Raw genomic sequence first — 20,771 nt, 5'->3', positions numbered from 1 at the left:
CCGTACAGACCCCCGACGGGTCAGCTGGCCTCGGCGGTCTTCTGGAGCTCGCCGAGCACCTTGGCCGGGTCGTCCTTGACGGCCCCGCCGATGGTCTGCTTGATCTGCGGGTTCACCTCGGCCCACTTCGGGTCCTGGAACGGGTAGAAGCTGGCGTTGGGCAGCGCGTCGAGGAACGGCTTGAGCTTCTCGTCGCCCGACAGCTTCTGGATGCCGCCGTTGGTCACGGGCAGCAGCTTGTAGGTGTCGCTGATCTTCTGCGCGGCGCTGCCGGTGTAGAAGAAGTCGAAGAACTTCTTGATCTCGGCGGCGTGGCCGTTCTTGTTGAACGCCATGATCCAGTCCATGACGCCGAGCGTGGTGTCGAGCGGGCCGGACTTGCCGGGGATCGGCGCGACGCCGTAGTTCTTCAGCCCGGCCGCGTCGAAGATCGGGATGGACATCGGGCCGCCGTTGACCATGCCGACCTTGCCGGCGCCGAAGTCCTCCCAGACGGTCTTGCGGTCCTTGGTGCCCGGGTTCGGGGTGGTCAGACCGGCGTTGACCAGGCCCTTCAGGTAGTTGAACGTCTCGACGTTCTGCGGGGAGTTGATCGCCCACTTGCCGGAGGCGTCCTTGTAGCCGCCGCCGTTGCCGAGCATCCACAGGAACGACTCGGCCTGGGCCTCCTCCTGCCCGAGCGCGAGGCCGTCCGGCTGGCTGACGCCGGCCTTCTTCAGCTTCTCGGCGTCGGCCTTGAGCTCGTCCCAGGTCTTGGGCGGCTCGGCGATGCCGGCCTTCGCGAACAGGTCCTTGTTGTAGAACAGGGCGCGGGCCGAGGACACGAACGGGATGCCGTACGCGGCGCCGTCGACCTTGCCGAAGTCGGCGAACTTCTGCAGCATGTCGCCGGAGACGTTCGGCGACAGGACCTCGTCGACCTTGTAGAGGAGCTGGTCCTTGACGAAACCGGAGTAGTCGCCGGTCTGCAGGATGTCGGGCACCTGGCCGTTCTGGACCATGGTGGCGACCTGCTTGTCGATGTCGTTCCAGTTGATGACCTGGACGTCGACCTTGATGTTCGGGTTCGCCGCCTGGAACTCGTCCACGACGCCCTTCCAGAACGTCTCACCCGAGTTCGGCTTGCCCGGGCCGTCGCCGTAGTCGGCGGCGACCATCTTGAGCGTCACCGGGCCGCCGGCGGAGGACTTCGGGGTGCTCCTGGAATCTCCTCCCGAGCCGCAGCTGGACAGGACCAGCACGGTCGCCAAGCCGAGAGCGGCGCCGCCCACAAGTTTCATGTTCACCGAAAGTACCGCCTTCTCGTCGGACGGGTCTCGCTGGTCCGTACCAGCCGCCGGGTGCGTGAGTCGCAGCTCAACGCGTTTGCGTCAGAGTAAGCCCCGATTTGGCGTCTGGTCTATACCGGTTGGTCTCGGTTTGAAAACACTAAGACGCGAAAAACCTCACAACCGGTCTAGACCGCGCGTCAGAGGATCTTTCTCCGTACGTTCTCCCCGCCCTGCGGCGATCCGATCCACGGCCCTTCGATGGACGGGTCGAGAATGCCCTCCTCGACGAAGGTGTAACGGCCTTCGAGGACGTAGCGGGCCAGCCGCGCGTCCTGGCTGTCGCTGTTGTCCCAGAGCCTGGCGAACAGCGCCTCCGCCCGCCGCCGCGCCTGCTGGCAGAACGTGTCCGCCAGCTCGTACGGCCGCCGCCCCAGGTCGTGGGCGTCCTCCTCGGCCTTGACGCAGACCGCCGTCATGGCGAACAGTTCGGCCCCGATGTCGATGATCCGGCCGAGGAACGACTGCTTGTGTTCGAGCCGCCCCTGCCAGCGGGACATCCCGTAGAAGGTGGACCGGGCCAGCTTCCTGCTGGTCCGCTCGACGAAGCGCAGGTGGGCGGCCAGCGGGCCGAACTCGGCGTAGCCGGCGGGCAGGTTGCCGCTGCCCGCGACCAGGGTCGGCAGCCAGCGGGCGTAGAAGCGGCCGGCCTGCCGCAGCGCCTGCGCGCGTTCCTTCCTGGACGCGTCGGGGTTGATGAGCTCCCCGGCCGCCGACAGGTGAGCGTCGACCGCCTCGCGGGTGATCAGCAGCCGCATGATCTCGGAGGAGCCCTCGAAGATCCGGTTGATCCGCGAGTCGCGCAGCATCTGCTCGACCGGCACCCCGCGCTCGCCCCGCGCGACCAGCGACTCGGCGGTCTCGTAGCCGCGCCCGCCCCTGATCTGGAGCAGTTCGTCGAGCACCTGGTAGGACAGCTCGGAGGCGTAGAGCTTGGCCAGCGCGGCCTCGATCCTGATGTCGTTGCGCTGGTCGTCGGCCATGCGGCTGGTCAGCTCGCAGACGGCCTCCAGGGCGTACGCGGTGGCCGCGATGAAAGCGATCTTCGTGGCGACGGCTTCGTGCTCACCGATCTTGCGCCCCCACTGCACGCGGGCGTTGCCCCACTCGCGAGCGATCTTCACCGCCCACTTGGCGTTGCCCGCGCAGGTGGCGGGCAGCGACAGGCGCCCGGTGTTGAGCGTGGTGAGCGCGATCTTCAGCCCCTCGCCCTCGCGCCCGATGAGATTCTTGGCGGGCACTCTGACCTGGGAGAACTCGGTGACACCGTTCTCGATGCCCCTGAGCCCCATGAACGCGTTGCGCCGCTTCACCGTGATGCCGGGCGAGTCGGCCTCGACCACGAACGCGCTGATCTTCTTGCCGGTGCGAGCCATGACCACGAGCAGGTCGGCGACCACGCCGTTCGTCGTCCACAGCTTGACGCCGTCGAGCACGTAGTCGTCGCCGTCCCTGACGGCGGTCGTGGACAGCCGCGCCGGGTCGGAGCCCACGTCCGGCTCCGTCAGCAGGAACGCCGACACCTCGCCGCGCGCGCACCTCGGCAGGTACTCCCGCTTCTGCTCCTCGGTGCCGAACAGCTTGATCGGCTGCGGCACCCCGATCGACTGGTGCGCCGACAGCAGCGTGGCCAGCGCCGGGCAGTAGGACCCGACGAGCATGAGCGCGCGGCAGTAGTACAGGTACGGCAGACCCAGCCCGCCGTACTCCTCACTGATCGTGATCCCGAACGCCCCGAGCCCGGCCAGTCCCTTGACCACCTCGTCGGGCACCTGCGCGGTCCGCTCGATCGCGGCGGGATCGACGTGCGTGTCCAGATACCGCCGGACGGCTCTGACGAAGTCCTCCCCGCGCTTGGTCGCCTCGTCGGCCAGCGTGGGTGCGGGATAGACCAGGTCGAGGCGGAAGTCTCCAAGAAACAGCTGCTTCGCGAAGCTCGGGCGGGTCCACTCCTTCTCGCGGGCCTGCTCGCCGAGCTCTCTCGCCTTTGCGTAGTCGGTCATCGCGTCCCTCTTCCGTTCGGTGAGGGGTCTCTTTCTCTTCCTTCTACGGCAAGCACGGGTCGCCCGCTACCCGCCGCACCCGGATTCGGGCCTCCGCCCGTTACCGCTTTGCCGCCAGCAGGGCTATCAGGGATAGAGCCACCGGCACTGCCAGGTATGTGCCGCAGCAGGCCAGGGCTATGCATGACAGGGCGGTCGCCGCGACGGCCGTGTTGCGCTGCTTTCCCGGCGGAAGGATTCGGATGGCCGCGGCCACGCCCGCCGTGGTCACCGCGGCCAGGCAGGCCGAGGTGGCTCTCATGAGGGTGTCGAGGTCCGCCGGCCACAACATGACCAGGCCGGTCAGGGCGGCCAGGAGGGCCAGACTGCGGTACGGGGTCTGTCCAGGAGCGCCGCCTCTGCCGAACCAGGACGGCAGGGATCCGTTGCCGGCCATGGACGCGCCCAGGCGGGCGGCGCCGGCTATGTACGTGTTGATGGCGCCGAAGGTGAGGGCGATGGCCGCGGCCATCGTGATCGGACCGGCCGCGGCGCCGATGCCGGTCTCCAGCAGGGCGGACATGGGGGCCGGGCGGCTCAGGACGGCGATCGAGGTGATCGAGACGCTCAGGTAGAGGACGGCGATCACGAGCAGGGTCACCGTGGTGGCCCTTCTGATGTCGCCGATCTCCGCGGACAGGTGGGTGGCGGCTTCCCAGCCGACGAAGGCGAAAAAAAGCACTCCGGCCGCGGAGACCACGCCTGCCATGCCGTACGGGGCGAATGGGGTGAAGTTCGCGGCGCTGGCGTGTGGCGCGGCGGTGACGACGGCCGTCGCCAGGAGCGCGATCAGGAGGAGCACCAAGATCACCTGGAGTCGTCCCGAGGTGCGCAAGCCCGCGGCGTTGGCGAGGAAGGCGGCGGCGAGCAGGGCGCCGGCGGCGATGGTCTGGTCCACGCCCAGGGTGGCGGCGACGTAGACCGCGCCCACCTGCGCGCCGGCCACGATGCCGAGCGGAACCGCGCCGTAGAACCACCAGCCGACCACCGCGGCGGCCCGGCCGCCGAACGCGAGGCCGGTGAAGGCGGCCACCCCGCCGCCGTTCGGGTAGCGGGCGCCGAGCGTGGCGAACGTGATCGCCACCGGTGCGCTCAGCGCCAGCAGGCCCACCCAGGCCAGGATCGACGCCGGTCCTGCGGCCTCGGCGGCCAGTTGCGGCAGCACCAGCATGCCCGGTCCGAGCACCCCGCCCAGCAGCATCGCCGTGCCCTGTCCGGCACTCAGGCGACCTTTCGTTTGTTCCGACATATCAGCTGAAATTAGTCGGATGCGTGATGCTTCCCGGATGCTGGCGAACGTTTGATTGGTTCTGGAGGGATAATGCCGCCGTGGATGAACTTGATTCGGGAATCATTCGACTTCTTCAAACGGATGCGCGGCAATCGAACCGGGAACTGGCCAGACAGCTCGGCGTCGCCCCCTCCACCTGTCTGGAACGCGTCCGCGCGCTGACCCGGCGCGGGGTCATCCGGGGCTACCACGCCGACATCGCCCCGGCGGCACTGAACCGGAGCGTCCAGGCGCTCGTCTCCGTCCAGGTACGTCCGCTCAGCAGGACCGTCATCGAGACGTTCAAGCAGTCAGCGGCCGAGCAGCCGGAGGTGCTGAGCGTGTTCGTCCTGGCGGGCGGGGACGACTTCCTGCTGCACGTGGCGGTCCAGGACCTGGACCACCTGCACGCCTTCCTGCTCGACCGGCTCAGCAAGCGGCGGGAGATCGCCGGGTTCCGTACGTCGGTCATCTTCCAGCAGGTGCACAACACCGCGCCGGGCCTGCTGCCGTACGACGGCATGGCGTCAGGTCATTAGTCCCGCCTCGTAGGCGATGATCGCGGCCTGGACGCGGTTGTTCACCTCCAGCCGCAGGAGGATGGCGCTGACGTGGGCCTTGACCGTGCCCTCCGACAGGAACAGCTCGCGGCCGATGTCCTGGTTGGACAGGCCGCGGCCGACGAGGGCCAGGACCTCGTGTTCGCGCGGGGTGAGGGATTCCGTCCGCTTGCGGGCGGTGGTGGTGCGGGTGAGCCGGCCGTCGTTCAGCTCGGCGATGACCTGGTGGGCGATGCGTGGCGACAGGTACGCCGCGCCGCCCGCGACCGCCCGGACGCCGATGATCAGCTCGCGCGGGTCGGCGGCCTTGAGCAGGAAACCGCCCGCGCCCTCCTCGAGCGCCCTGGCCACGTACTCGCGTTCGTCGAAGGTGGTCAGCATGACCACCGCCATCTCCGGCAGCACGGCCCGCAACTCGGCCGCCGCGGACAGGCCGTCCAGGCGGGGCATGCGGATGTCGAGCATCGCCACGTCCGGCCGGTGCGCGAGGGCCAGGTCGACGGCCTCCCGGCCGTCTCCGGCCTCGGCGACGACCTCGATGCCGGGGTCGGTGGCCAGGATCGACCTGACCCCCGCTCGGACCATGGGCTCGTCATCGGCCAGCAGGACTCGGATCATGCGCTTTCTCCTGTGTCGGACGGCTGCCAGGGGAAGCGGGCCGTCACGGCGAACCCACCTGCGGCTGGATGTGGCGCCACGTTCGGTGCGGCCGCGTCGGTCGGTCCGGCCTCCAGCGTGCCGCCCAGTAGCCGGACCCGTTCCCGCAGGCCGACGAGCCCGGTGCCACCGCCACCACCGATGGGCGCGGGAATCGTGGGCGGGGGTGCGTTGGTCACGGTGACCGTGAGCGTACCGGCGTTGTGTTCGATGGTGACCCGGACCTCGGCGCCGGGTGCGTAGCGGGCGGCGTTGGTCAGTGACTCCTGCGTCACCCGGTGCGCGGCCCGGTCCAGCAGGGGCGGCAGGACCGCCGACCGGTCGTCGCGGCGCAGGGCCACCGCCATGCCGGCCCGCACAGCCCGTTCCACCAGCGCCTCGATCGATTCGTCCGGTGGGTCCGTCGTGGCGCCGCCCGAGTCCCGCAGCAGGCCGATGGTACGGCGCAACCGGTCGGTGGCCGTCACCGCCGAGACCCGCAGTTGGGCGGCCGCCTCCCGGTTCGCCTCGCTCATGTCGGCGGCCAGCTCCAGGGCCCCGGCCCGCAGCGCGATCAGCGCCAGCTCGTGGCCGAGCGAATCGTGCATGTCGGAGGCGATACGAGCGCGTTCATGGAGCTTGACGCGTTCGGCGGTGTACTGCTGCTCCCGCTCCAGTTGGCCGACCCGCTGCCGTCCCGCCTCGACCAGCTCCGCCTGCTGCCGCCGGAACCGCCCCGCCAACCAGGGCAGCACCGCGAACAGCCCCAGGGCCATCAGCGCGCCCACACCGTCCCAGACGTTCACCCCCAGCGCCACAATGCCGGGTATCGCGACCGCCCCCAGGACCAGCCAGTCCCGGCGTACCGGAAGATGCCTGCCGTGCAGGTAAGCGCCCACGGCCACCACCACGAACAGCAACTGCCGCCAGGCCGGGATGTAGTCGAGGTGCAGCCCGTTGACCAGGCTGATCCCCGCGACGACTGCCAGAATCGCCCCGTTTCTCACCTGCTAGACCCTATCGAGCGCATGGCCGTGCGGTCCGCGACCAGAGCGTGGGCCGTACTGCCCGCGACCCGGACGACCCGCAGCACCGCGTCGGCTTCCTGCCCGCAGCCGGACGAGCCGCATCACCGTCGTGGCCACGCCTGCCAGCGCCGCGAACGTCAGGGTGATCGTGATGGGCACGGCGAAGTAGGTGAGCTGGGCCCAGGTGACCGTCCGCCCGTTCGAGATGAACGAGATCAGGTCCGGATACGCCGCCAGTACCGCGACCGGCAGCAGCACCGGAACCATCCGCAACGCGATCCGCCACCCGGGACGCCCGGCCCGCCTGGCCGCCCAGCGTCCTGACCGCCGCACGCCCATGATGCCCAGCCCGGCCGCTGCCAGCCCGATAAGGCCGAGCACCAGCTCGGACGTCTGCCGCCCGCCACCGGGCAACTCGGGCGTCCGCCCCTCGGCCATCGCGAGGAGACCGGTGGCGACGGCGTACGTTTCGTCGGTGAGGGCCGCGCTGTTGGTCATGACCGCGAAGCCGTAGCCGGTCTCGGGGGAGATTGCTTCGACGGCGGTGTAGGTGAACAGGTTGCCGGAGTGCACGAGCAGCTTGGTGTCGCCGTCGAGGCTCCACCCCATGGCGTAGTCGCCGATCTTCGACGGGGTGTGCATGGTCCGCAGGCTCTGGGGTGTGACGAGCTGCTTGCCCTTGCCGTTCTGGGTGACCAGCCAGGCGCCCATGTCGGCGGCGGTGGTGATGACGCCACCGGAGCCGCTGCCGTCGAGGAATCCGGGCAGTTCGGGACGCGCCACCCAGGCCCCGAACACCGAGTTGTAGCCGTCCGACGGCCGGACCGCCTCCTGTCGCAGGGCGCTGTGGGTCATGCCGAGCGGCGCGAAGACGTGCTGCTTCAGGTAGTCGTCGAAGCTCTGGCCGCCGGCGACCTCGACCAGGCGGGCGGCCAGGTCGTAGTTGACGTTGCAGTACGCCCAGTGGGTGCCGGGGTCGGTGGCGAGCGTGCCGGTCTTGAGCCGGTCCACGTACTGGGCGAGGGAGGTGGTCTCCTCCAGGGCGTTGATGTCGAGGGTGGTGTCGGACAGGCCGGAGGTCTGGTCGAGCAGTTGACGTACGGTGATCGTCGTGGCGCGCGGGTCCGCCATGTGAAAGCCGGGCAGTTGCTGGGCGACCGGCTTGTCCAGTTGGATCTTGCCCGCGTCGACCAGCGTCAGCACGGCCATGGCGGTGAACGACTTGCTGAGAGAGGCGACCCGCATGGGGGTGTCGGCGGTGACGGGCTTGCCGTCGGAGCCCTGACCGTAACCGGCGGCGTGGATCACTTGGTCGTTGTGGGTGACCACGACGGATATACCCGGCAGGCCGGTGGCATCCATGACCTTGCCGAGGTAGGCGTCGATGGCGGCCGGGGTCAGTTCGGCGGTCGACGCTCCCCGGCCGATCGAGGTGGCGGCCTGCACGGTTGAGGCGGCGGCAGGTGCGGACAGCGCGGCGATCAGCGCCGTCGCCGCGGCGAGGGTGCCGATGAGCTTGGGTTTCATGGTGACGACGGTAGAAATCAACGGGCGGGAAAAGATCCGCCGACCGTCCAGGACTACCCCTGACGAAAGTCTGACGTCAGTCCGGAAGCGTCAGTCCGGAAAGCGGAGGAACGTCGGTGGTACCCCGTCCACCAGCCACACCCCGTTGGCGCTGACGCGGAACTCGTGTCCGGCCTCGTGCATCGCCCCGGCGTCCACCGACAGGACCACCGGCTTGCCCCGCCGAGCTCCCACCCGCGTGGCCGTCTCGCGGTCGGGCGACAGGTGGACGTGGTGGCGGTTCATCGGCCGTAGGCCCTCAGCTCGGATCGCGGGCAGGCTCCGCGCCACCGTGCCGTGGTAGAGGTACGCGGGCGGCGCCGCCACCGGCAGGTCCAGGTCTATCTCGATGGAATGGCCCTGGTTCGCCCGGATCCTGCCGTTCTCCAGGGCGTACCGCTGCTTGTCGTTGCCTGCCACGACCCGCTGCAGGTCAGCCGGGTCGATCGGGAACCCGTGGGAGGCGGCGGCGCGCAGGAAGACGTCGACCTCCACCCAGCCGCGCTCGTCCAGCTCGATCCCGATCCGCTCGGGCTCGTGGCGTAGGTGCTTGGCCAGGTATTTCGAGATCCGCACCAGCCTCCGGTCGTCCATCATCTCCCGAGCATGTCCCAGCGACCCGATCTCCGGCAACCCTATTGCAGCCATTTTGTGTACTACGTAAGCTTACAACGTACTCAAAATCCATCGGGAGGTAAGCACCATGACCACCATCGCGATCATCGTCCCGTTCGTCTGGCTCGGCTGGCTCGTCGTGACCGAGTGGGTGCCGATGTTCCCGCTGAACGACCTCCGGCCCGGGAACGTCGGCCAGCGCCTGCTCGCGGCCTGCGTCAACTACCCGTTCCCGTTACTGATCGCGGCCGGGGTCGCACTGCACCAGACCTGGTCGCTGATCGCCGCCACCGCGCTCTGCGTGCTCATAGTCGGCGGACACGTGGTGAGCTGGTGGCTTCCCTACTTCGGCGGCGGTACGGCCGCGCAGCGGGAGACCTACCGGCGCGAGTACAGCCGGACGCTCAAGATCCTGCCGGCCGCGGGGCATGATGTGGTGATCGACGTTCAGCACCTGGTGGTGGGCGCTCTGTCCGTGCTCATGCTGGCCACCACGCTGATCGTTACCCTGGATGGATGAACGAGCCCGGAGCCCGGCGCGGCAGGGGACGCCCGGCCGTCCTGACCCGCGAACGGATCGTGGCCGCGGCCATCGACGTACTGGACGCCGAAGGGCTGGACGCGCTCACCATGCGCCGCCTCGGCACCCAGCTCGGGGTCTCGGCCATGTCCCTGTATCGCCACCTGCCGAACCGGGACGCGGTGCTCGCCGCGGTGGTCGATCACCTGTTCGCCGAAGCCGTGATCGACCTCGAAGCGGACACGCCGTGGCCCGAGGCGCTCGGCCGGTTCGCGGGGGCCTACCGGCGGATGCTGCTCGGCCATCCGCAAGCCGTACCACTGCTGGCGACCCATCCGGTGGACATCGATCTGGGGCTGGAACTGCTGGCCGGGCTGTTGGACCGGTTCGGGGCGGCGGGGATTCCGCGTCAGGACGCGCTCACCGCCATCCAGTCGATCGCCGTCTACGTCCTGGGCCACGCCCTGGCCCAGGTCGGCACCCCACCGGGCACCGATCCCCCAAGACTGAACGGCATGGCGGCGGTGGCGTTTTACGATCAGTGGTTCGAGGCGGGGCTGCGGGCCATGGTTTCGGGGTTCGAGGGGCAGCTCGGCCAAGAACACTGACCACGGGATCGGCGGGGCAGGCCATCCGCCGGCAGCCCCATACGGACACACGACGGAGCCGACCAAAGAGCGGGCGAATAAATCAGTTGCGATCGGCGGTGGACGACGCATAGGGTCGATGACATGCGCCTTTACCTGTAATTCGGCATCCCGTCCGGCGGTGCGCACACCCGCCGATCTCATCCAGACGCGGCAGCTGAGCTTGTCGACCGGCCCCGGGCCGCGTCGTGAGTTTCGTAAAGGAGCTTCCTCATGCGAGTTCGTTCAGGCAAGAAGAAAAACGGTAAGAACCTCCCGGGACAGGAGACCCCGCCGGTTCCCCGGCAGATGCCGAGGATGCCGCAGCGGCCCATCGCGCCGCCCAGGCGGATCCCGTCCAAGGGACGCTAGTCCACTACCCGGGATGGTAGTACGTGCGGCGCGCGACCCGACGCCATGGGCACGCCGCACTCCCCGCGGTGCCCCGGCCCCTCGTTCGAGGAGCCGGGGCACCGTCGCGTCAGGACCAGGTAGCGGGCTGCCGGGTCAGAGGCGCTCGATGATGGTGACGTTGGCCTGGCCGCCGCCCTCGCACATGGTCTGGAGGCCGTACCTGCCGCCCGTGCGCTCCAGCTCGTGCAGCAGCTTGGTCATCAGGATCGCGCCCGTCCCGCCCAGCGGGTGACCCAGGGCGATGGCGCCGCCGTTGGGGTTGACGGTGGCCGGGTCGGCGCCGAGTTCCTTCATCCACGCCAGTGGCACCGGCGCGAACGCCTCGTTGATCTCGGTGACGGCGATGTCGTCGATCGACATCCCCGCCTTCCGCAGCGCCTGCCGCGTCGCCGGGATCGGCGCCGTCAGCATGAACACCGGGTCGTCACCCATGAGCGCGAGCTGGTGGATGCGGGCGCGCGGGGTCAGCCCGTGGTCCTTCACGGCCTGCGCCGAGGCGATCAGCACCGCGCCCGAGCCGTCGGAGATCTGCGACGCCGTGGCGGCGGTGATCTGGCCGTCTTCCTTGAGCGTCTTCAGCCCGGCCATCTTCTCGAGCGTCGTGTCCGCCCGCGGACCCTCGTCGTCGGAGACGTCGTTGATGGGGGCGATCTGGTCCTTGAAGTAGCCGTTCGCGATGGCCTTGGCGGCCCGCTGGTGGGATTCGAAGGCGTACCGTTCCAGCTCGTCGCGCTTGAGGCCCCACTTCTCGCACATCAGCTCCGCGCCGCGGAACTGCGAGATCTCCTGCTTGCCGTACCGTTCGACCCACATGTCGCCGAACGGGAACGGCATGCCCTTCTCCAGCGCGGCCGTGATCGACGAGCCCATGGGCACGATGCTCATCGACTCGACCCCGGCCGCCACGACCAGGTCCTGGGTACCGGACATGACGCCCTGCGCCGCGAAGTGGATCGACTGCTGCGAGGAGCCGCACTGCCGGTCGATGGTGACACCGGCCGTGGTCTCCGGCAGTCCCGCCGAGAGCCAGGCATTGCGCGCGATGTCCATGCTCTGGGGGCCGAACTGCATGACGCACCCCATGATGACGTCCTCCACCGCGGTGGGGTCGACGCCGGTGCGGTCGATCAGCGCCTTCAGCGTATGAGCGGCCAGGTCAGTGGGGTGGACGGTGGAAAGGCCGCCCTTCTTCTTGCCGACCGGGGTACGGACCGCCCCGACGATGTACGCCTCTGCCACAGTGCCCTCCTGAAACCGAGCATTGTTCGGTTATTAGGGAGAGACTACAACAGAACGATGCTCTGCGCCCCGTCACCCCGGGGGCAGAAGGTCCTCCACCGCGTCGATCCGGAACCGCCAGCGGTCCACGATCAGCCCGTTCAGCTCGTCCGACAGGCGCAGGGCGAGCGCGCCGACCTTCTCGGGGTCGTCGCCGCGCAGCTCGATCGCGGTCAGCTCGGTGGCGAAGGGCAGCAGCTCCTGTACGGCGGGCGGGCGGCCCTTCTCCGGGACCACGAGGATCCGTATGTCGCCGACCGTGTAGAGGAAATCGTCCTGGGTGGCGTCACCGCTGGCAGCGGCTACCTCGGCAACCGCTTCGGCCTCGGCTTCTGCGTCGGCATCCGCGTCACCATCGGTGTCCGCTGTCGTGGCGTCGGCCTCAGACTCGGACTCGGCTTCGCTGTCGACGTCCGCAGCACTGTCGGCGTCCGCAGTCGCGGCGTCGGGCTTGGTGTCGCCGCCCAAACCCGCATCCGCATCCGCATCCGCGGTCGCGACGTCGGTGATCGCAGCGTCCTCGGTCGGGGTGTCCTCGGTCGCAGCCTCCGTGGCGCTGTCGCCGGCGGCATCGTCGCTGTCGCCTATTTCGGCTTTGTGGCCGCCGTCGATGCGGCTCAGCACCGCCCGCAGTTCGTCCGCAGTCGGCCGTACCGGAAGGATCACCGCCGGACCGCCGCGGTCGTCGTCGGCGGGATCGGTCACCTCTCCCCTGCACACGGCCAGTCCGCCAAGGCGGAAGGCGATCCCCTCGGCCAGGTAACGGTCGAAGTAGTCGAACGGCAGGGGTCCCTCCGCCACCACCCGGCAGGCCCACACCTGTTCCAGCTCGCCGCCCACCAACTCGGGCTCGGCCTCGACCGGGGCGTGCACGCGAACGTCCACCGCCACGATGTCGCCGCCGTCCTCGCGGGCCTCCGGGTCGGCCAGCCGTACCACTCGCAAAAGATCTGCCTGGCTCGGTTTGGCGGGCAGGGCCGCCGTCGGGCCAGTACGCAGTCTCCGCTTAGCCATCCAGCCCATGCGCGCGCCTCCGCGTTCAGCCTCGATAAGAGCTTGTCATCGTCGCATAGACGATGATGTTGTCGGTGTAGTGACCGATGCTGCGGTTGTACGTGCCACCGCAGGTGATGAGGTGCAGCTGGGCGTTGTCCCGGTTGCCGTAGACCCGCTCGGTGGGGAACGTCTTCTTGCTCGCCTGCTCCACGCCGCCGACGGTGAACACGGCGGTCGTGTGGTCCTGCCGCTTGACCTCGATGGTGTCGCCGTTGCGGATCTCGTACAGGCGGCTGAAGACGGCACTGCGCGTGCGGGTGTCCTTGTGCCCGAGCATCACCGCCGGACCGGCTTCGCCGGGGGTGGACATGTTGCGGTACCAGCCGACCAGGTTGGGGTTGTCGCCCGCCGGCACCTGGATGGTCCCGTCCTTGGCGAGCCCGACGGACTCGACCGGCGCGTTGATCCCCAGCCGCTTGATCACGATCCGCTGCGGGGTGGACGGCAGCATCGCGGGCGCCGGGGTCGGCAGCGGCAACGGCGGCGGCACCGTGGGGGCCGCCTTGAACAGGGCCTGCGCCGGCTGTCCCGTGGCCTTGCCGTCGGGCTGAACGGTGACGGGCAGCGTGTCACGCTGACTGGCCAGGCCGTACTCCTCGGGCGCACGGAGCACGATCAGCAGCCCGGCCACCACGGTCACCACCCCGGCCACGGCGGCCAGGATCAGCACCGACCTGAGGATCGTGCTTCCCCTGTCCTGGGGCGGCTCACCCCCGTAGGGGTACTGTCCAGCCACGCCGGTCAGCCCTTGGTGATGGTACGGCGACGCAGCACAAGTCCTCCAACGCCGGCGGCGAGGATCAGTAGGGATCCGGTCAGCACGACCATCCTGCCGTCGGGACCCATGTCACCGCCACCACCTGTGTCGGCTCCGGCCTTGGGGGTCTTGGAGCTCTTGGTGGTGGTCTTCGTCGCCGTGGGCGTCTTGGTGACGGTGATGGTGTGCGTCTTGGTGGGCTTGGGGGACGAGCTGGTGGGGGTGGTCGTTGGGGTGGTGCTGGGGGTGGAGCTGCTGGTCGGGGTGCCGGTGGGGGTGCCGGTCGCGACGACCAGGTTCGCGGAGGGCCCACCACCCGCGGTCTGGGGGGCACAGTTGTACCACGCAGCGTTGTTGACCTTGACCGCGAACGCGTCCCCCTTGATGGCGACGGTTCCCGCCACAGTGGGAGTCACCACGATCGCCATGGTGGGAATCGGCATGGGCGCACCTGAAGCGATCGTGGTCGTCACGGTCGTCGCCCCGGTGGCCAGGACTTGGCCCGAAGGGATGGGGCTTCCGGTTGGCGTGATGGTCGCCTCTGCGGCGAAGGTGGCTGTAGGCGTGATCGCCGTGGGCGCCGCGAGCGGCGATGTGGCGGGCTGCACGACGCGCCAGCTAACTGTGGCGGCGACGTGTGGGACCGCCAGTGTTGGAGTCGCCATCTCCATGCTGAACGGCACGGTGATCGTCGGTGCACTCGTAGGCGCTACTTGAGCGACCGGAGTGCAGACATACCGATTCTCAACCGGCGTTGCCATAGCGGCCATCGCCGGAACGACCCAGAAAATACCTGCACCCGCTACGGCCAGGCCAGATGCCTTGAGGGCGAGGCGGTGCCTCGCCTTGGACGTCAGCACTGTCCTTCTCCGTTCAGCGCAGTATCAACAGGCGTATCAGAATCCCAGCCGTTGGTCACGGTTAGGTAGAGATGATACGAACTGTCCCTGTGAAGTTCCCGTAAACCCTACAAGCAAGCACTTGCCCGCCTCACCCCTTCTTCTTGGACAGGGTGGCGTACACGATGATGTTGTCCGTGTAGCTGTGGGCCGTCTTGTTGAAGACGCCCCCGCAAGTGATCAGCCTGAGCTGCGCGTTCTTCGTGTTCCCGTACACGCGAGCGGTCGGGAACGAGGACTTGCTGACCTGCTCGACCCCACTGACAGTGAACCGCGTCACCTTCTTGTCCGACCGGTACACGTAGATCTGGTCCCCCTTGGCCACCTCGGAGAGCCGGTAGAACACCGCCGCGCCCTTCGTGGTGCTCACGTGGCCGTTGATCACCGCGGGCCCCAGCTCGCCCGGGACCGGCGAGAACTTGTACCAGCCCGTCAGGCTCGGCTTCGACAGCGGCGGGGTGGTGAGGTTGCCCTTGATGTCGACGGTGACCGAGCCGATCGTGGCATTGACCTTGATCTTCGGAATCTTGATGCGGACCGGCGCCGCCTTCGTGGCCTTGGTCTTGGCCGGCGGGATCGGTGCGACGACCGGGGCGGCGGCCAGCGGCGGCGGGGCGTCGAGGCGTGCCGGGGTGAGCGGCACGTTCTTGCCGCCCGGGCCCACAGTCGGCGGCAGGACGAAGGCGCCCGCCGCGTTCTGGATCTGAACCGTGCTCGGCTGGGCCTGCGGCCCGGGACCCGAACCGTCGTCCACGGTCGGCGCCAGCGACAGCAGGCCGACCATGATGGCGCCCACCCCGCCCAGCGACCCGGCGATCAGCAGCCCGGGAAGTGCCCTGTTCAGCAGCGGCTTCTGCTCGGTCATGACTCAACTCCTCCGGTGTGCCCGGCCTTGCGCCGCCGTAGCACCAGCCCTCCTGTGACGCTCCCCATCAGCAGCAGGGAGCCGCCCGCGATCAGCCCGTACGACCCGCGTCCCGGCTCCGGCGCCACACCGGAGTCCACTCCGCCCTTGGGCGTCTTGGCCACCTGCGCCTTGACGTACTTGGTCTTGGTCGTGGTCGGCTTGGGGGTCGCCGCACCGCTGCTCACGCTGCCCGGCACCACGCTCACCAGGTTGCGGTCGATGCCCGGGTTCACGTTCGGATAGGAGACCGTCGGGGTGCTCGACGGGGTGACCGAGCCGCTCGGCGTGGGGGTCGGGGTGGGCGTGGGCGTCGGCGTGGGCGTGGGCGTCGGGGTCGGGGTCGGCGAGTTGGGGGTGGCGCCGGGCACCGTCACCTCGATGGCGCCGGGGTCGCCCTGCAGCGTGCACGTGGCCTGGTTGTGGGTCGGCGGCTCGTCCAGGTTGCCGGTGGTCACCTTGAAGGCGTCCACGTACGCGGTCTTGGCCTCGGTGTTGACGACCTCGATCGTGTGGGGTCCGTAGTCGAGCACCGGCGACTCCCAGAGGACCTCCTGGGCCCGGGTGCCGGTCATCGGGGTGCCGTCGCGGTCCTTGCCCGGCTCGACCAGCCCGTCGGTCACGGTGTCGCCGTCGAGGAGCACTCGCACCTCGCTGAGGTCCCGCTCGCGCCTGCTGATGTAGGCGACCTGGGTGCCGGTGAAGCTCAGCTTGGCGACCCCGTCCTTCGTGTTGGTCGTGTGCAGGTCGTAGAGGTGGTCGCCGAACTCTTCCTCGGTGTGGATCCGGCTCCAGTCCGGGGTGTACGAGATGACGCTCTTGTGGTTGTTGACCATCACCTCCCCCTCAGCGGGCTTGAACCGGACGACCAGCGCGGCCGGCTTGACCCGGACGGTACCTGAGCGCTGCACGGAGCCGGCGTCGGACAGGCCGTCGGGGAGCACGAGCTGGTCGCCGGGCACGAGGTCCGCCTGGTCCTTGCTGCCCTTCGGCCGGAGCTGGCCGGTCCAGGCGCCGGTGATGTCGACCACGCCTTCGAGGTTGAGCGTGGAACCCGCCGGGAAGAACCCGGGCGATCCGAACCGGCGAGTGCTCTGATACTTGAGCGCCCAGCCGACATTCAGCAAACCGCCCTCGGTCAGCCTGGGCGTGATCGTGGCCTCCAGCTGCACGCCCGAACCGGCGACACCACCCGTGCAGAGATACTTCGCGACGAGCGATGACTCCGCCTCGCCTGGAGTGGATGTCACCACGAACGCGGCTGATGCCGCCATGCCGACCGATGCGGCGATCAACGCCTTCCGCAACCGACTCACGGCACACTCCGATCAACACTAAGCCGAAGGTCGATCTTAGGGTCGATATCCGCCGAACACCGTAACTATCGGCACTTGTGATGAACCCGTGTCCGCCTCTAGAAAACCCGCAACAGAATCGTATTCTGTTCTGCACACCCACCCAGCTTGGAGGCGACTGATGCGGCGAGACCTCTTCGACGAAGAGCACCTGCTTTTCCAGGAGACCGTGCGCGAGTTCATGGCCCGTGAAGTGACACCCCACCACGGCCAGTGGGAGAAGGACGGCGTCGTCCCGCGTGAGGTGTGGAAGAAGGCCGGGGAGATCGGCATGTTCGGGTTCTCCGTCCCGGAGGAGTACGGAGGCGCCGGTGTCACCGACTTCCGGTTCAACGCGGTCATCGTCGAGGAGATCATCCGGCACGGCGCGTCAGGGCTCGGATTCGGCCTGCACAACGACATCATGGCGCCGTACCTCGTCGACCTGACCGACGAGGAGCAGAAGCGGCGGTGGCTGCCCGGGTTCGTCAGCGGCGAGCTCATCACGGCGATCGCGATGACCGAGCCGGGCGCCGGGAGCGACCTGCAGGGGATCAGGACGACCGCGGTCCGCGAAGGCGATCACTACCTGGTCAACGGGCAGAAGACGTTCATCACGAACGGGATCAACGCCGACCTCGTCGTGGTGGTCGCCAAGACCGATCCCGGGGCGGGCGCGCGCGGCACCACGCTGCTGGTCGTCGAGCGGGGCATGGAGGGGTTCGGGCGCGGCCGCAACCTCGACAAGATCGGGATGAAGGCACAGGACACGGCCGAGCTGTTCTTCGAGAACGTCCGCGTCCCCGTGGCCAACCGGCTCGGCGCCGAAGAGGGCCAGGGCTTCTTCCAGCTCATGAACAACCTGCCCCAGGAGCGCCTGTCCATCGCGGTGGCGGCCGTCGCGGCGGCGGAGGTCGTGCTGGAGCAGACCATCGAGTACTGCAAGTCCCGCCAGGCCTTCGGGCGGACCATCGGGTCCTTCCAGAACACCCGGTTCGTCCTGGCGGAGCTGGCCACCGAGACGGAGATCGCCCGTCACTACGTGGACAAGTGCATCCTGGCGCTCAACGCCAAGGAGCTGACCGTGGTCGACGCCGCCAAGGCCAAGTGGTGGACCACCGAGCTCCAGAACAAGGTCATTGACCGCTGCCTCCAACTGCACGGCGGCTACGGCTACATGATGGAGTACCCGGTCGCCAAGGCGTGGATCGACAGCCGCGTCCAGACCATCTACGGGGGCACCACGGAGATCATGAAGGAGATCATCGGACGGTCCTTCGGGTTCTAGAATCCGGACGCATGACGCGTCCTCGGGTAAAACCGGAGCATCCTCGTCACGACGCTGCTGGACTCCGGCCACGTCGAGGACGCGTCGGCCGCGCAGCCGCCAGAGCTGTTTCGGATCATCTGATCGGGCTGTTTTCATGCCGGGATTGCCGAGCGATGAGGTGGGCGGCGCCGGAAATTGTCGGTGACGGTGTGTAGCGTCGTGTGCGCGTGATGTTGTGCTGGGTTTCGGGTGCCGGTGAGGGGCGGGTGCGGATGGCGGCGTTGGTGGCGACCGCGACCTGTACCGGGCATTGGGCGGTGCTGGAGGCGAGTGGGGAGGTGGTGGCCGGGCCGGTGCTGGCCGAGCGGGTGGCCTGGCTGACCGCGCTGACCCGGAGGATGACCGGCAGGATCGTCGCCGAGCGGTGGAATGCACGGGATCTGGACGTTTTGGCCGTCGGCACCAAGACGTTCAGCTGTGTGCCCGACCGGCGCACGGTGCCCGCCCCCGCACCCGGCACGCCCGGGACGGGAAAGCGTCCGGCGGGCCAGGCACCCCAGACATCCCACCCACCGGCGGGACGTACAGGGCCTGTACGCGATCCTCACCACCGGACCGGCTTCCACCGTGTCGCCGCCACCCCCGTACTCCCCCTGGGAACGTACGCAGGCGGCCCACCACGCGCCACGCCCGCCCGGATTGTCGGAAATCCTCCGGTAAACACCGAGAATCGCAGACGCTGCTGCGTGCGTCCCGAAGAGATCGCGCCGGAGGACAGCCGAGAGACCGAGCCGAAGAAGAAGATCACGGTTCGCCGGCTGGCGAAGATGGAGACCAAGGGTTGGCCAGCCAGCCACGGCAACTCCAACTGACACCGCGCGGGAAGGGCTCCGACACCGCATACTGGTCAGCATGGACGGCGGCCTGATCCTGCTGGTTTTCCTGGCGTTGCTGTTCGCCTGGGGCCTCAACCGCGTGCGCCGGGCGCTGCGCCTGGGGCCGGTGGGCTATGTCGGGGTGATGATCGTCTTCGTCATCGTCATGCTGCTCGTCTATGGCCAGACGTTCCGCTAGCCGGGGAGCGCCTCGACGAAGCGGGTGAGGAGCCGCGCGAACTCCGCGCGTTCCGCGTCCGACCATCCCGTCATGGCCCCGGCGAACGCCGTCTGCCTGCCGCGATGAGCCTGCTCCAGCGCTGACCGGCCCTCGTCGGTCAGCACGAGCAGCGCCCTGCGCCCGTCGGCCTGGTCCGCCTCGCGCCTGACCAGGCCGGCCGCGACGGCCGCCGCCACCAGCCTGCTCGCCCTCGGCTGGTCGACCGAGAGCGCGTCGGCGACGGTGGAGACGGTGACGGGCGGGCCCGCGGACTCGATCACGTCGAGCACCTCGAACTCCGGCCCCGGCGCGCCCTGCAGCCGCGCCAGCGCGCGCCTGCTCTGCCTGCGCCTGATCGCGACCATGGCGCGCTCGACTGCCGCAATATCATTGTCAAAGTACATATAGTTGCTACTATACATCCATGAATCGAAGAGTCGGATACCTGCTCAAGCACGTCCACACGCTCCTTGAGGAGACGATGGGCCGTGCGCTACACGACCATAAGCTCTCGCGCCGCGAATGGCAGGCGCTCAACGCCGTATCCGAGGGCGACGACCCGTACGAGGCGCTGGATGCCTTCGACGGCACCGGCGACGCGGTGCGCGAGCTGACGGTCAGGGGATGGATCAACGGCACCACCCTCACCGAAGAAGGTAAGGCAGTCCACGCGGCGGTCATCGGCCGCGTGGAGGACTACCGGCGGCTGGCCACCCAGGGCGTCAGCACGGAGGACTTCCAGACCACCCTCACCGTGCTCAACCAGATGGCCGCCAACCTCGAAGCCGCCTAACCGCCGCTGCCTTCCAGCAGCACCCGGGCCACCAGCCCCGGATCGTCGCTCATCGGCACGTGACCGCAGCCCTTGAGCAGTTTGACCCGCTGCCCCGACCACCTGGCGGCGCGCACGGCCTGACGGCGCAGCAGCAGCCGGTCGTGCTCGCCCCAGGCGATCGTGATGGGCGACTTGGGCGGCGCGGGCGGCATCACGCCGGAGAACGCCTCCAGCGTCTCGTCGAAGCCGGACGAAGCGGCCAGAGCCTGGGTGGCGGCGATCAGGGCCGTCGGCGACATCCGGGATGGATGGGCCACCAGGAGCCCGGCCGACAGGGCCCGGCCCATCGGGTTCTCGGCGAGCCAGACGGCCTGCTCCGGCGGCAGCGACCTGGCCGTGGCCCGCAGCGCGCGCAGCACCGCCTGGCAGTACAGCAGCTCGGAGCGCGACCAGAAACCCGCGGGCGACAGCGCGGTGGCCGTCGTGACCACGCCGCGCGAGGCCAGCTCCAGCGCGACGTAACCGCCGAGCGAGTTGCCCGCGACGTGCGGATCGCGCACGCCGAGCAGCGCGCAGAACGACTCGACCGCGTCGGCGAGCGACTCCGCGGTGTAGGGAATGGCATCGGGCAGACCGGGCGAGACGCCGAAACCGGGCAGGTCGATGGCGATGACGGTACGCGAGGCGGCGAGGCGGTCCATGACCGGCAGCCACGCCTGCCAGTGGTGGCCGATGCCATGGATGAGGATCAGCGGCGCGCCGGTGCCGCGACGCTCATAGGCCAGCTCCATGGCCTCG

Annotated in this window: 24 protein-coding genes; 9 read left to right on the top strand and 15 right to left on the bottom strand. The window is 68.9% G+C overall.

Annotated elements, in window-relative coordinates:
- Positions 1-20: 20 nt before the first annotated feature.
- From KLK06_RS51945 to KLK06_RS51935, 3 genes are all read right to left on the bottom strand, one after another.
- Positions 21-1,280 carry an extracellular solute-binding protein gene (locus KLK06_RS51945; RefSeq protein ID WP_250907371.1) on the bottom strand — a complete coding sequence of 420 codons (1,260 nt, stop codon included), beginning with the start codon at positions 1,278-1,280 and terminating at the stop codon, positions 21-23.
- A gap of 188 nt (positions 1,281-1,468) precedes the next feature.
- The gene (locus KLK06_RS51940; protein ID WP_214643281.1) at positions 1,469-3,331 is read right to left on the bottom strand and encodes an acyl-CoA dehydrogenase family protein; all 1,863 of its coding nucleotides are present in this window, start codon (positions 3,329-3,331) and stop codon (positions 1,469-1,471) included.
- A gap of 100 nt (positions 3,332-3,431) precedes the next feature.
- Entirely contained in the window at positions 3,432-4,619 is a 1,188-nt protein-coding gene (locus tag KLK06_RS51935; RefSeq protein ID WP_214643280.1) for an APC family permease, read from the bottom strand.
- 80 nt (positions 4,620-4,699) lie between these two features.
- Between KLK06_RS51935 and KLK06_RS51930 the strand changes: the two genes are divergently transcribed.
- Positions 4,700-5,179 (top strand): Lrp/AsnC family transcriptional regulator, encoded by a 480-nt coding sequence (locus KLK06_RS51930; RefSeq protein WP_214643279.1) that lies wholly within the window; start codon positions 4,700-4,702, stop codon positions 5,177-5,179.
- Here the strand turns inward: KLK06_RS51930 and KLK06_RS51925 are convergent.
- The 4 genes from KLK06_RS51925 to KLK06_RS51910 all read right to left on the bottom strand — a co-directional run bounded on the left by KLK06_RS51925 (position 5,168) and on the right by KLK06_RS51910 (position 9,024).
- Entirely contained in the window at positions 5,168-5,818 is a 651-nt protein-coding gene (locus tag KLK06_RS51925; RefSeq protein ID WP_214643278.1) for a response regulator transcription factor, read from the bottom strand. The genes KLK06_RS51930 and KLK06_RS51925 overlap by 12 nt on opposite strands.
- Entirely contained in the window at positions 5,815-6,843 is a 1,029-nt protein-coding gene (locus KLK06_RS60980; protein ID WP_214643277.1) for a histidine kinase, read from the bottom strand. The genes KLK06_RS51925 and KLK06_RS60980 overlap by 4 nt, the downstream gene beginning before the upstream one ends.
- Before the next feature lie 3 nt (positions 6,844-6,846).
- A complete protein-coding gene (locus KLK06_RS51915; protein WP_214643276.1) occupies positions 6,847-8,391 on the bottom strand; it encodes a serine hydrolase in 1,545 nt (514 codons plus the stop codon).
- Positions 8,392-8,481: 90 nt separating this feature from the next.
- Positions 8,482-9,024, bottom strand: a complete 543-nt coding sequence (locus KLK06_RS51910; RefSeq protein ID WP_214643305.1) for an RNA 2'-phosphotransferase — start codon at positions 9,022-9,024, stop codon at positions 8,482-8,484.
- Positions 9,025-9,133: 109 nt separating this feature from the next.
- On the opposite strand from KLK06_RS51910, the gene KLK06_RS51905 reads away from it, so the two are divergent.
- From KLK06_RS51905 to KLK06_RS51895, 3 genes are all read left to right on the top strand, one after another.
- Positions 9,134-9,565 carry a hypothetical protein gene (locus tag KLK06_RS51905; RefSeq protein ID WP_214643275.1) on the top strand — a complete coding sequence of 144 codons (432 nt, stop codon included), beginning with the start codon at positions 9,134-9,136 and terminating at the stop codon, positions 9,563-9,565.
- Positions 9,562-10,173, top strand: coding sequence for a TetR/AcrR family transcriptional regulator (locus KLK06_RS51900; protein WP_214643274.1), 612 nt, complete (start codon positions 9,562-9,564; stop codon positions 10,171-10,173). Before KLK06_RS51905 ends, KLK06_RS51900 begins: the two co-directional genes overlap by 4 nt.
- Before the next feature lie 252 nt (positions 10,174-10,425).
- Positions 10,426-10,563 (top strand): hypothetical protein, encoded by a 138-nt coding sequence (locus KLK06_RS51895; RefSeq protein WP_214643273.1) that lies wholly within the window; start codon positions 10,426-10,428, stop codon positions 10,561-10,563.
- Positions 10,564-10,698: 135 nt separating this feature from the next.
- Here the strand turns inward: KLK06_RS51895 and KLK06_RS51890 are convergent, their stop codons facing one another.
- The 4 genes from KLK06_RS51890 to KLK06_RS51875 form a co-directional block, all read right to left on the bottom strand.
- The gene (locus tag KLK06_RS51890) at positions 10,699-11,844 is read right to left on the bottom strand and encodes an acetyl-CoA C-acetyltransferase (RefSeq protein ID WP_214643272.1); all 1,146 of its coding nucleotides are present in this window, start codon (positions 11,842-11,844) and stop codon (positions 10,699-10,701) included.
- Between the two features lie 72 nt (positions 11,845-11,916).
- Positions 11,917-12,897, bottom strand: a complete 981-nt coding sequence (locus KLK06_RS51885; protein ID WP_214643271.1) for a hypothetical protein — start codon at positions 12,895-12,897, stop codon at positions 11,917-11,919.
- Between the two features lie 25 nt (positions 12,898-12,922).
- Complete coding sequence (locus KLK06_RS62785; protein WP_308168854.1) at positions 12,923-13,675, bottom strand: class F sortase; 753 nt, start codon at positions 13,673-13,675, stop codon at positions 12,923-12,925.
- Between the two features lie 5 nt (positions 13,676-13,680).
- Positions 13,681-14,139: a hypothetical protein gene (locus tag KLK06_RS51875; RefSeq protein WP_214643270.1), complete on the bottom strand. Its 459-nt coding sequence runs from the start codon at positions 14,137-14,139 to the stop codon at positions 13,681-13,683.
- Here KLK06_RS51875 and KLK06_RS51870 point away from each other — a divergent pair.
- Complete coding sequence (locus KLK06_RS51870; protein ID WP_214643269.1) at positions 14,138-14,413, top strand: hypothetical protein; 276 nt, start codon at positions 14,138-14,140, stop codon at positions 14,411-14,413. The genes KLK06_RS51875 and KLK06_RS51870 overlap by 2 nt on opposite strands.
- A 273-nt stretch (positions 14,414-14,686) precedes the next feature.
- Here KLK06_RS51870 and KLK06_RS51865 read toward each other — a convergent pair whose 3' ends face one another.
- Positions 14,687-15,460, bottom strand: a complete 774-nt coding sequence (locus KLK06_RS51865) for a class F sortase (RefSeq protein ID WP_214643268.1) — start codon at positions 15,458-15,460, stop codon at positions 14,687-14,689.
- Positions 15,457-16,815: a hypothetical protein gene (locus tag KLK06_RS51860; RefSeq protein WP_214643267.1), complete on the bottom strand. Its 1,359-nt coding sequence runs from the start codon at positions 16,813-16,815 to the stop codon at positions 15,457-15,459. The genes KLK06_RS51865 and KLK06_RS51860 overlap by 4 nt, the downstream gene beginning before the upstream one ends.
- 160 nt (positions 16,816-16,975) lie before the next feature.
- Here KLK06_RS51860 and KLK06_RS51855 point away from each other — a divergent pair, with 160 nt between their 5' ends.
- From KLK06_RS51855 to KLK06_RS51845, 3 genes are all read left to right on the top strand, one after another.
- Positions 16,976-18,121 (top strand): acyl-CoA dehydrogenase family protein, encoded by a 1,146-nt coding sequence (locus KLK06_RS51855; RefSeq protein ID WP_214643266.1) that lies wholly within the window; start codon positions 16,976-16,978, stop codon positions 18,119-18,121.
- A gap of 254 nt (positions 18,122-18,375) precedes the next feature.
- A complete protein-coding gene (locus KLK06_RS51850; RefSeq protein ID WP_214643265.1) occupies positions 18,376-18,975 on the top strand; it encodes a hypothetical protein in 600 nt (199 codons plus the stop codon).
- A 40-nt stretch (positions 18,976-19,015) separates the two neighbouring features.
- Positions 19,016-19,177, top strand: coding sequence for a hypothetical protein (locus tag KLK06_RS51845; protein ID WP_214643264.1), 162 nt, complete (start codon positions 19,016-19,018; stop codon positions 19,175-19,177).
- Here KLK06_RS51845 and KLK06_RS51840 read toward each other — a convergent pair.
- Positions 19,174-19,563, bottom strand: coding sequence for a MarR family winged helix-turn-helix transcriptional regulator (locus KLK06_RS51840; RefSeq protein ID WP_250907369.1), 390 nt, complete (start codon positions 19,561-19,563; stop codon positions 19,174-19,176). The two genes, KLK06_RS51845 and KLK06_RS51840, sit on opposite strands and share 4 nt — an antisense overlap.
- A gap of 59 nt (positions 19,564-19,622) precedes the next feature.
- On the opposite strand from KLK06_RS51840, the gene KLK06_RS51835 reads away from it, so the two are divergent.
- Positions 19,623-19,991 carry a hypothetical protein gene (locus KLK06_RS51835; RefSeq protein ID WP_214643262.1) on the top strand — a complete coding sequence of 123 codons (369 nt, stop codon included), beginning with the start codon at positions 19,623-19,625 and terminating at the stop codon, positions 19,989-19,991.
- On the opposite strand, the gene KLK06_RS51830 is transcribed toward KLK06_RS51835, so the two are convergent.
- Positions 19,988-20,764, bottom strand: a complete 777-nt coding sequence (locus KLK06_RS51830) for an alpha/beta fold hydrolase (protein WP_214643261.1) — start codon at positions 20,762-20,764, stop codon at positions 19,988-19,990. The genes KLK06_RS51835 and KLK06_RS51830 overlap by 4 nt on opposite strands.
- Positions 20,765-20,771 lie beyond the last annotated feature (7 nt).

It is taken from the genome of Nonomuraea sp. NEAU-A123 (assembly GCF_018603905.1).
In the GTDB taxonomy this organism is placed as follows: domain Bacteria; phylum Actinomycetota; class Actinomycetes; order Streptosporangiales; family Streptosporangiaceae; genus Nonomuraea.
Note: the sequence above shows the minus strand (reverse complement) of the source record. Positions and strands in the feature narration are given on the sequence as shown.

Coding starts and splice junctions, on each gene's coding strand:
- KLK06_RS51855 (WP_214643266.1), top strand. CDS start 16,976: ATGCGGCGAGACCTCTTCGACGAAGAGCACCTGCTTTTCCAGGAGACC.
- KLK06_RS51895 (WP_214643273.1), top strand. CDS start 10,426: ATGCGAGTTCGTTCAGGCAAGAAGAAAAACGGTAAGAACCTCCCGGGA.
- KLK06_RS51925 (WP_214643278.1), bottom strand. CDS start 5,818: ATGATCCGAGTCCTGCTGGCCGATGACGAGCCCATGGTCCGAGCGGGG.
- KLK06_RS51885 (WP_214643271.1), bottom strand. CDS start 12,897: ATGGCTAAGCGGAGACTGCGTACTGGCCCGACGGCGGCCCTGCCCGCC.
- KLK06_RS51910 (WP_214643305.1), bottom strand. CDS start 9,024: ATGGACGACCGGAGGCTGGTGCGGATCTCGAAATACCTGGCCAAGCAC.
- KLK06_RS51940 (WP_214643281.1), bottom strand. CDS start 3,331: ATGACCGACTACGCAAAGGCGAGAGAGCTCGGCGAGCAGGCCCGCGAG.
- KLK06_RS51915 (WP_214643276.1), bottom strand. CDS start 8,391: ATGAAACCCAAGCTCATCGGCACCCTCGCCGCGGCGACGGCGCTGATC.
- KLK06_RS51845 (WP_214643264.1), top strand. CDS start 19,016: ATGGACGGCGGCCTGATCCTGCTGGTTTTCCTGGCGTTGCTGTTCGCC.
- KLK06_RS51830 (WP_214643261.1), bottom strand. CDS start 20,764: ATGGAGCTGGCCTATGAGCGTCGCGGCACCGGCGCGCCGCTGATCCTC.
- KLK06_RS51865 (WP_214643268.1), bottom strand. CDS start 15,460: ATGACCGAGCAGAAGCCGCTGCTGAACAGGGCACTTCCCGGGCTGCTG.
- KLK06_RS51935 (WP_214643280.1), bottom strand. CDS start 4,619: ATGTCGGAACAAACGAAAGGTCGCCTGAGTGCCGGACAGGGCACGGCG.
- KLK06_RS51840 (WP_250907369.1), bottom strand. CDS start 19,563: ATGGTCGCGATCAGGCGCAGGCAGAGCAGGCGCGCGCTGGCGCGGCTG.
- KLK06_RS51850 (WP_214643265.1), top strand. CDS start 18,376: ATGGCGGCGTTGGTGGCGACCGCGACCTGTACCGGGCATTGGGCGGTG.
- KLK06_RS51900 (WP_214643274.1), top strand. CDS start 9,562: ATGAACGAGCCCGGAGCCCGGCGCGGCAGGGGACGCCCGGCCGTCCTG.
- KLK06_RS51945 (WP_250907371.1), bottom strand. CDS start 1,280: ATGAAACTTGTGGGCGGCGCCGCTCTCGGCTTGGCGACCGTGCTGGTC.
- KLK06_RS51905 (WP_214643275.1), top strand. CDS start 9,134: ATGACCACCATCGCGATCATCGTCCCGTTCGTCTGGCTCGGCTGGCTC.
- KLK06_RS51875 (WP_214643270.1), bottom strand. CDS start 14,139: ATGCCGATTCCCACCATGGCGATCGTGGTGACTCCCACTGTGGCGGGA.
- KLK06_RS51835 (WP_214643262.1), top strand. CDS start 19,623: ATGAATCGAAGAGTCGGATACCTGCTCAAGCACGTCCACACGCTCCTT.
- KLK06_RS51870 (WP_214643269.1), top strand. CDS start 14,138: ATGGGCGCACCTGAAGCGATCGTGGTCGTCACGGTCGTCGCCCCGGTG.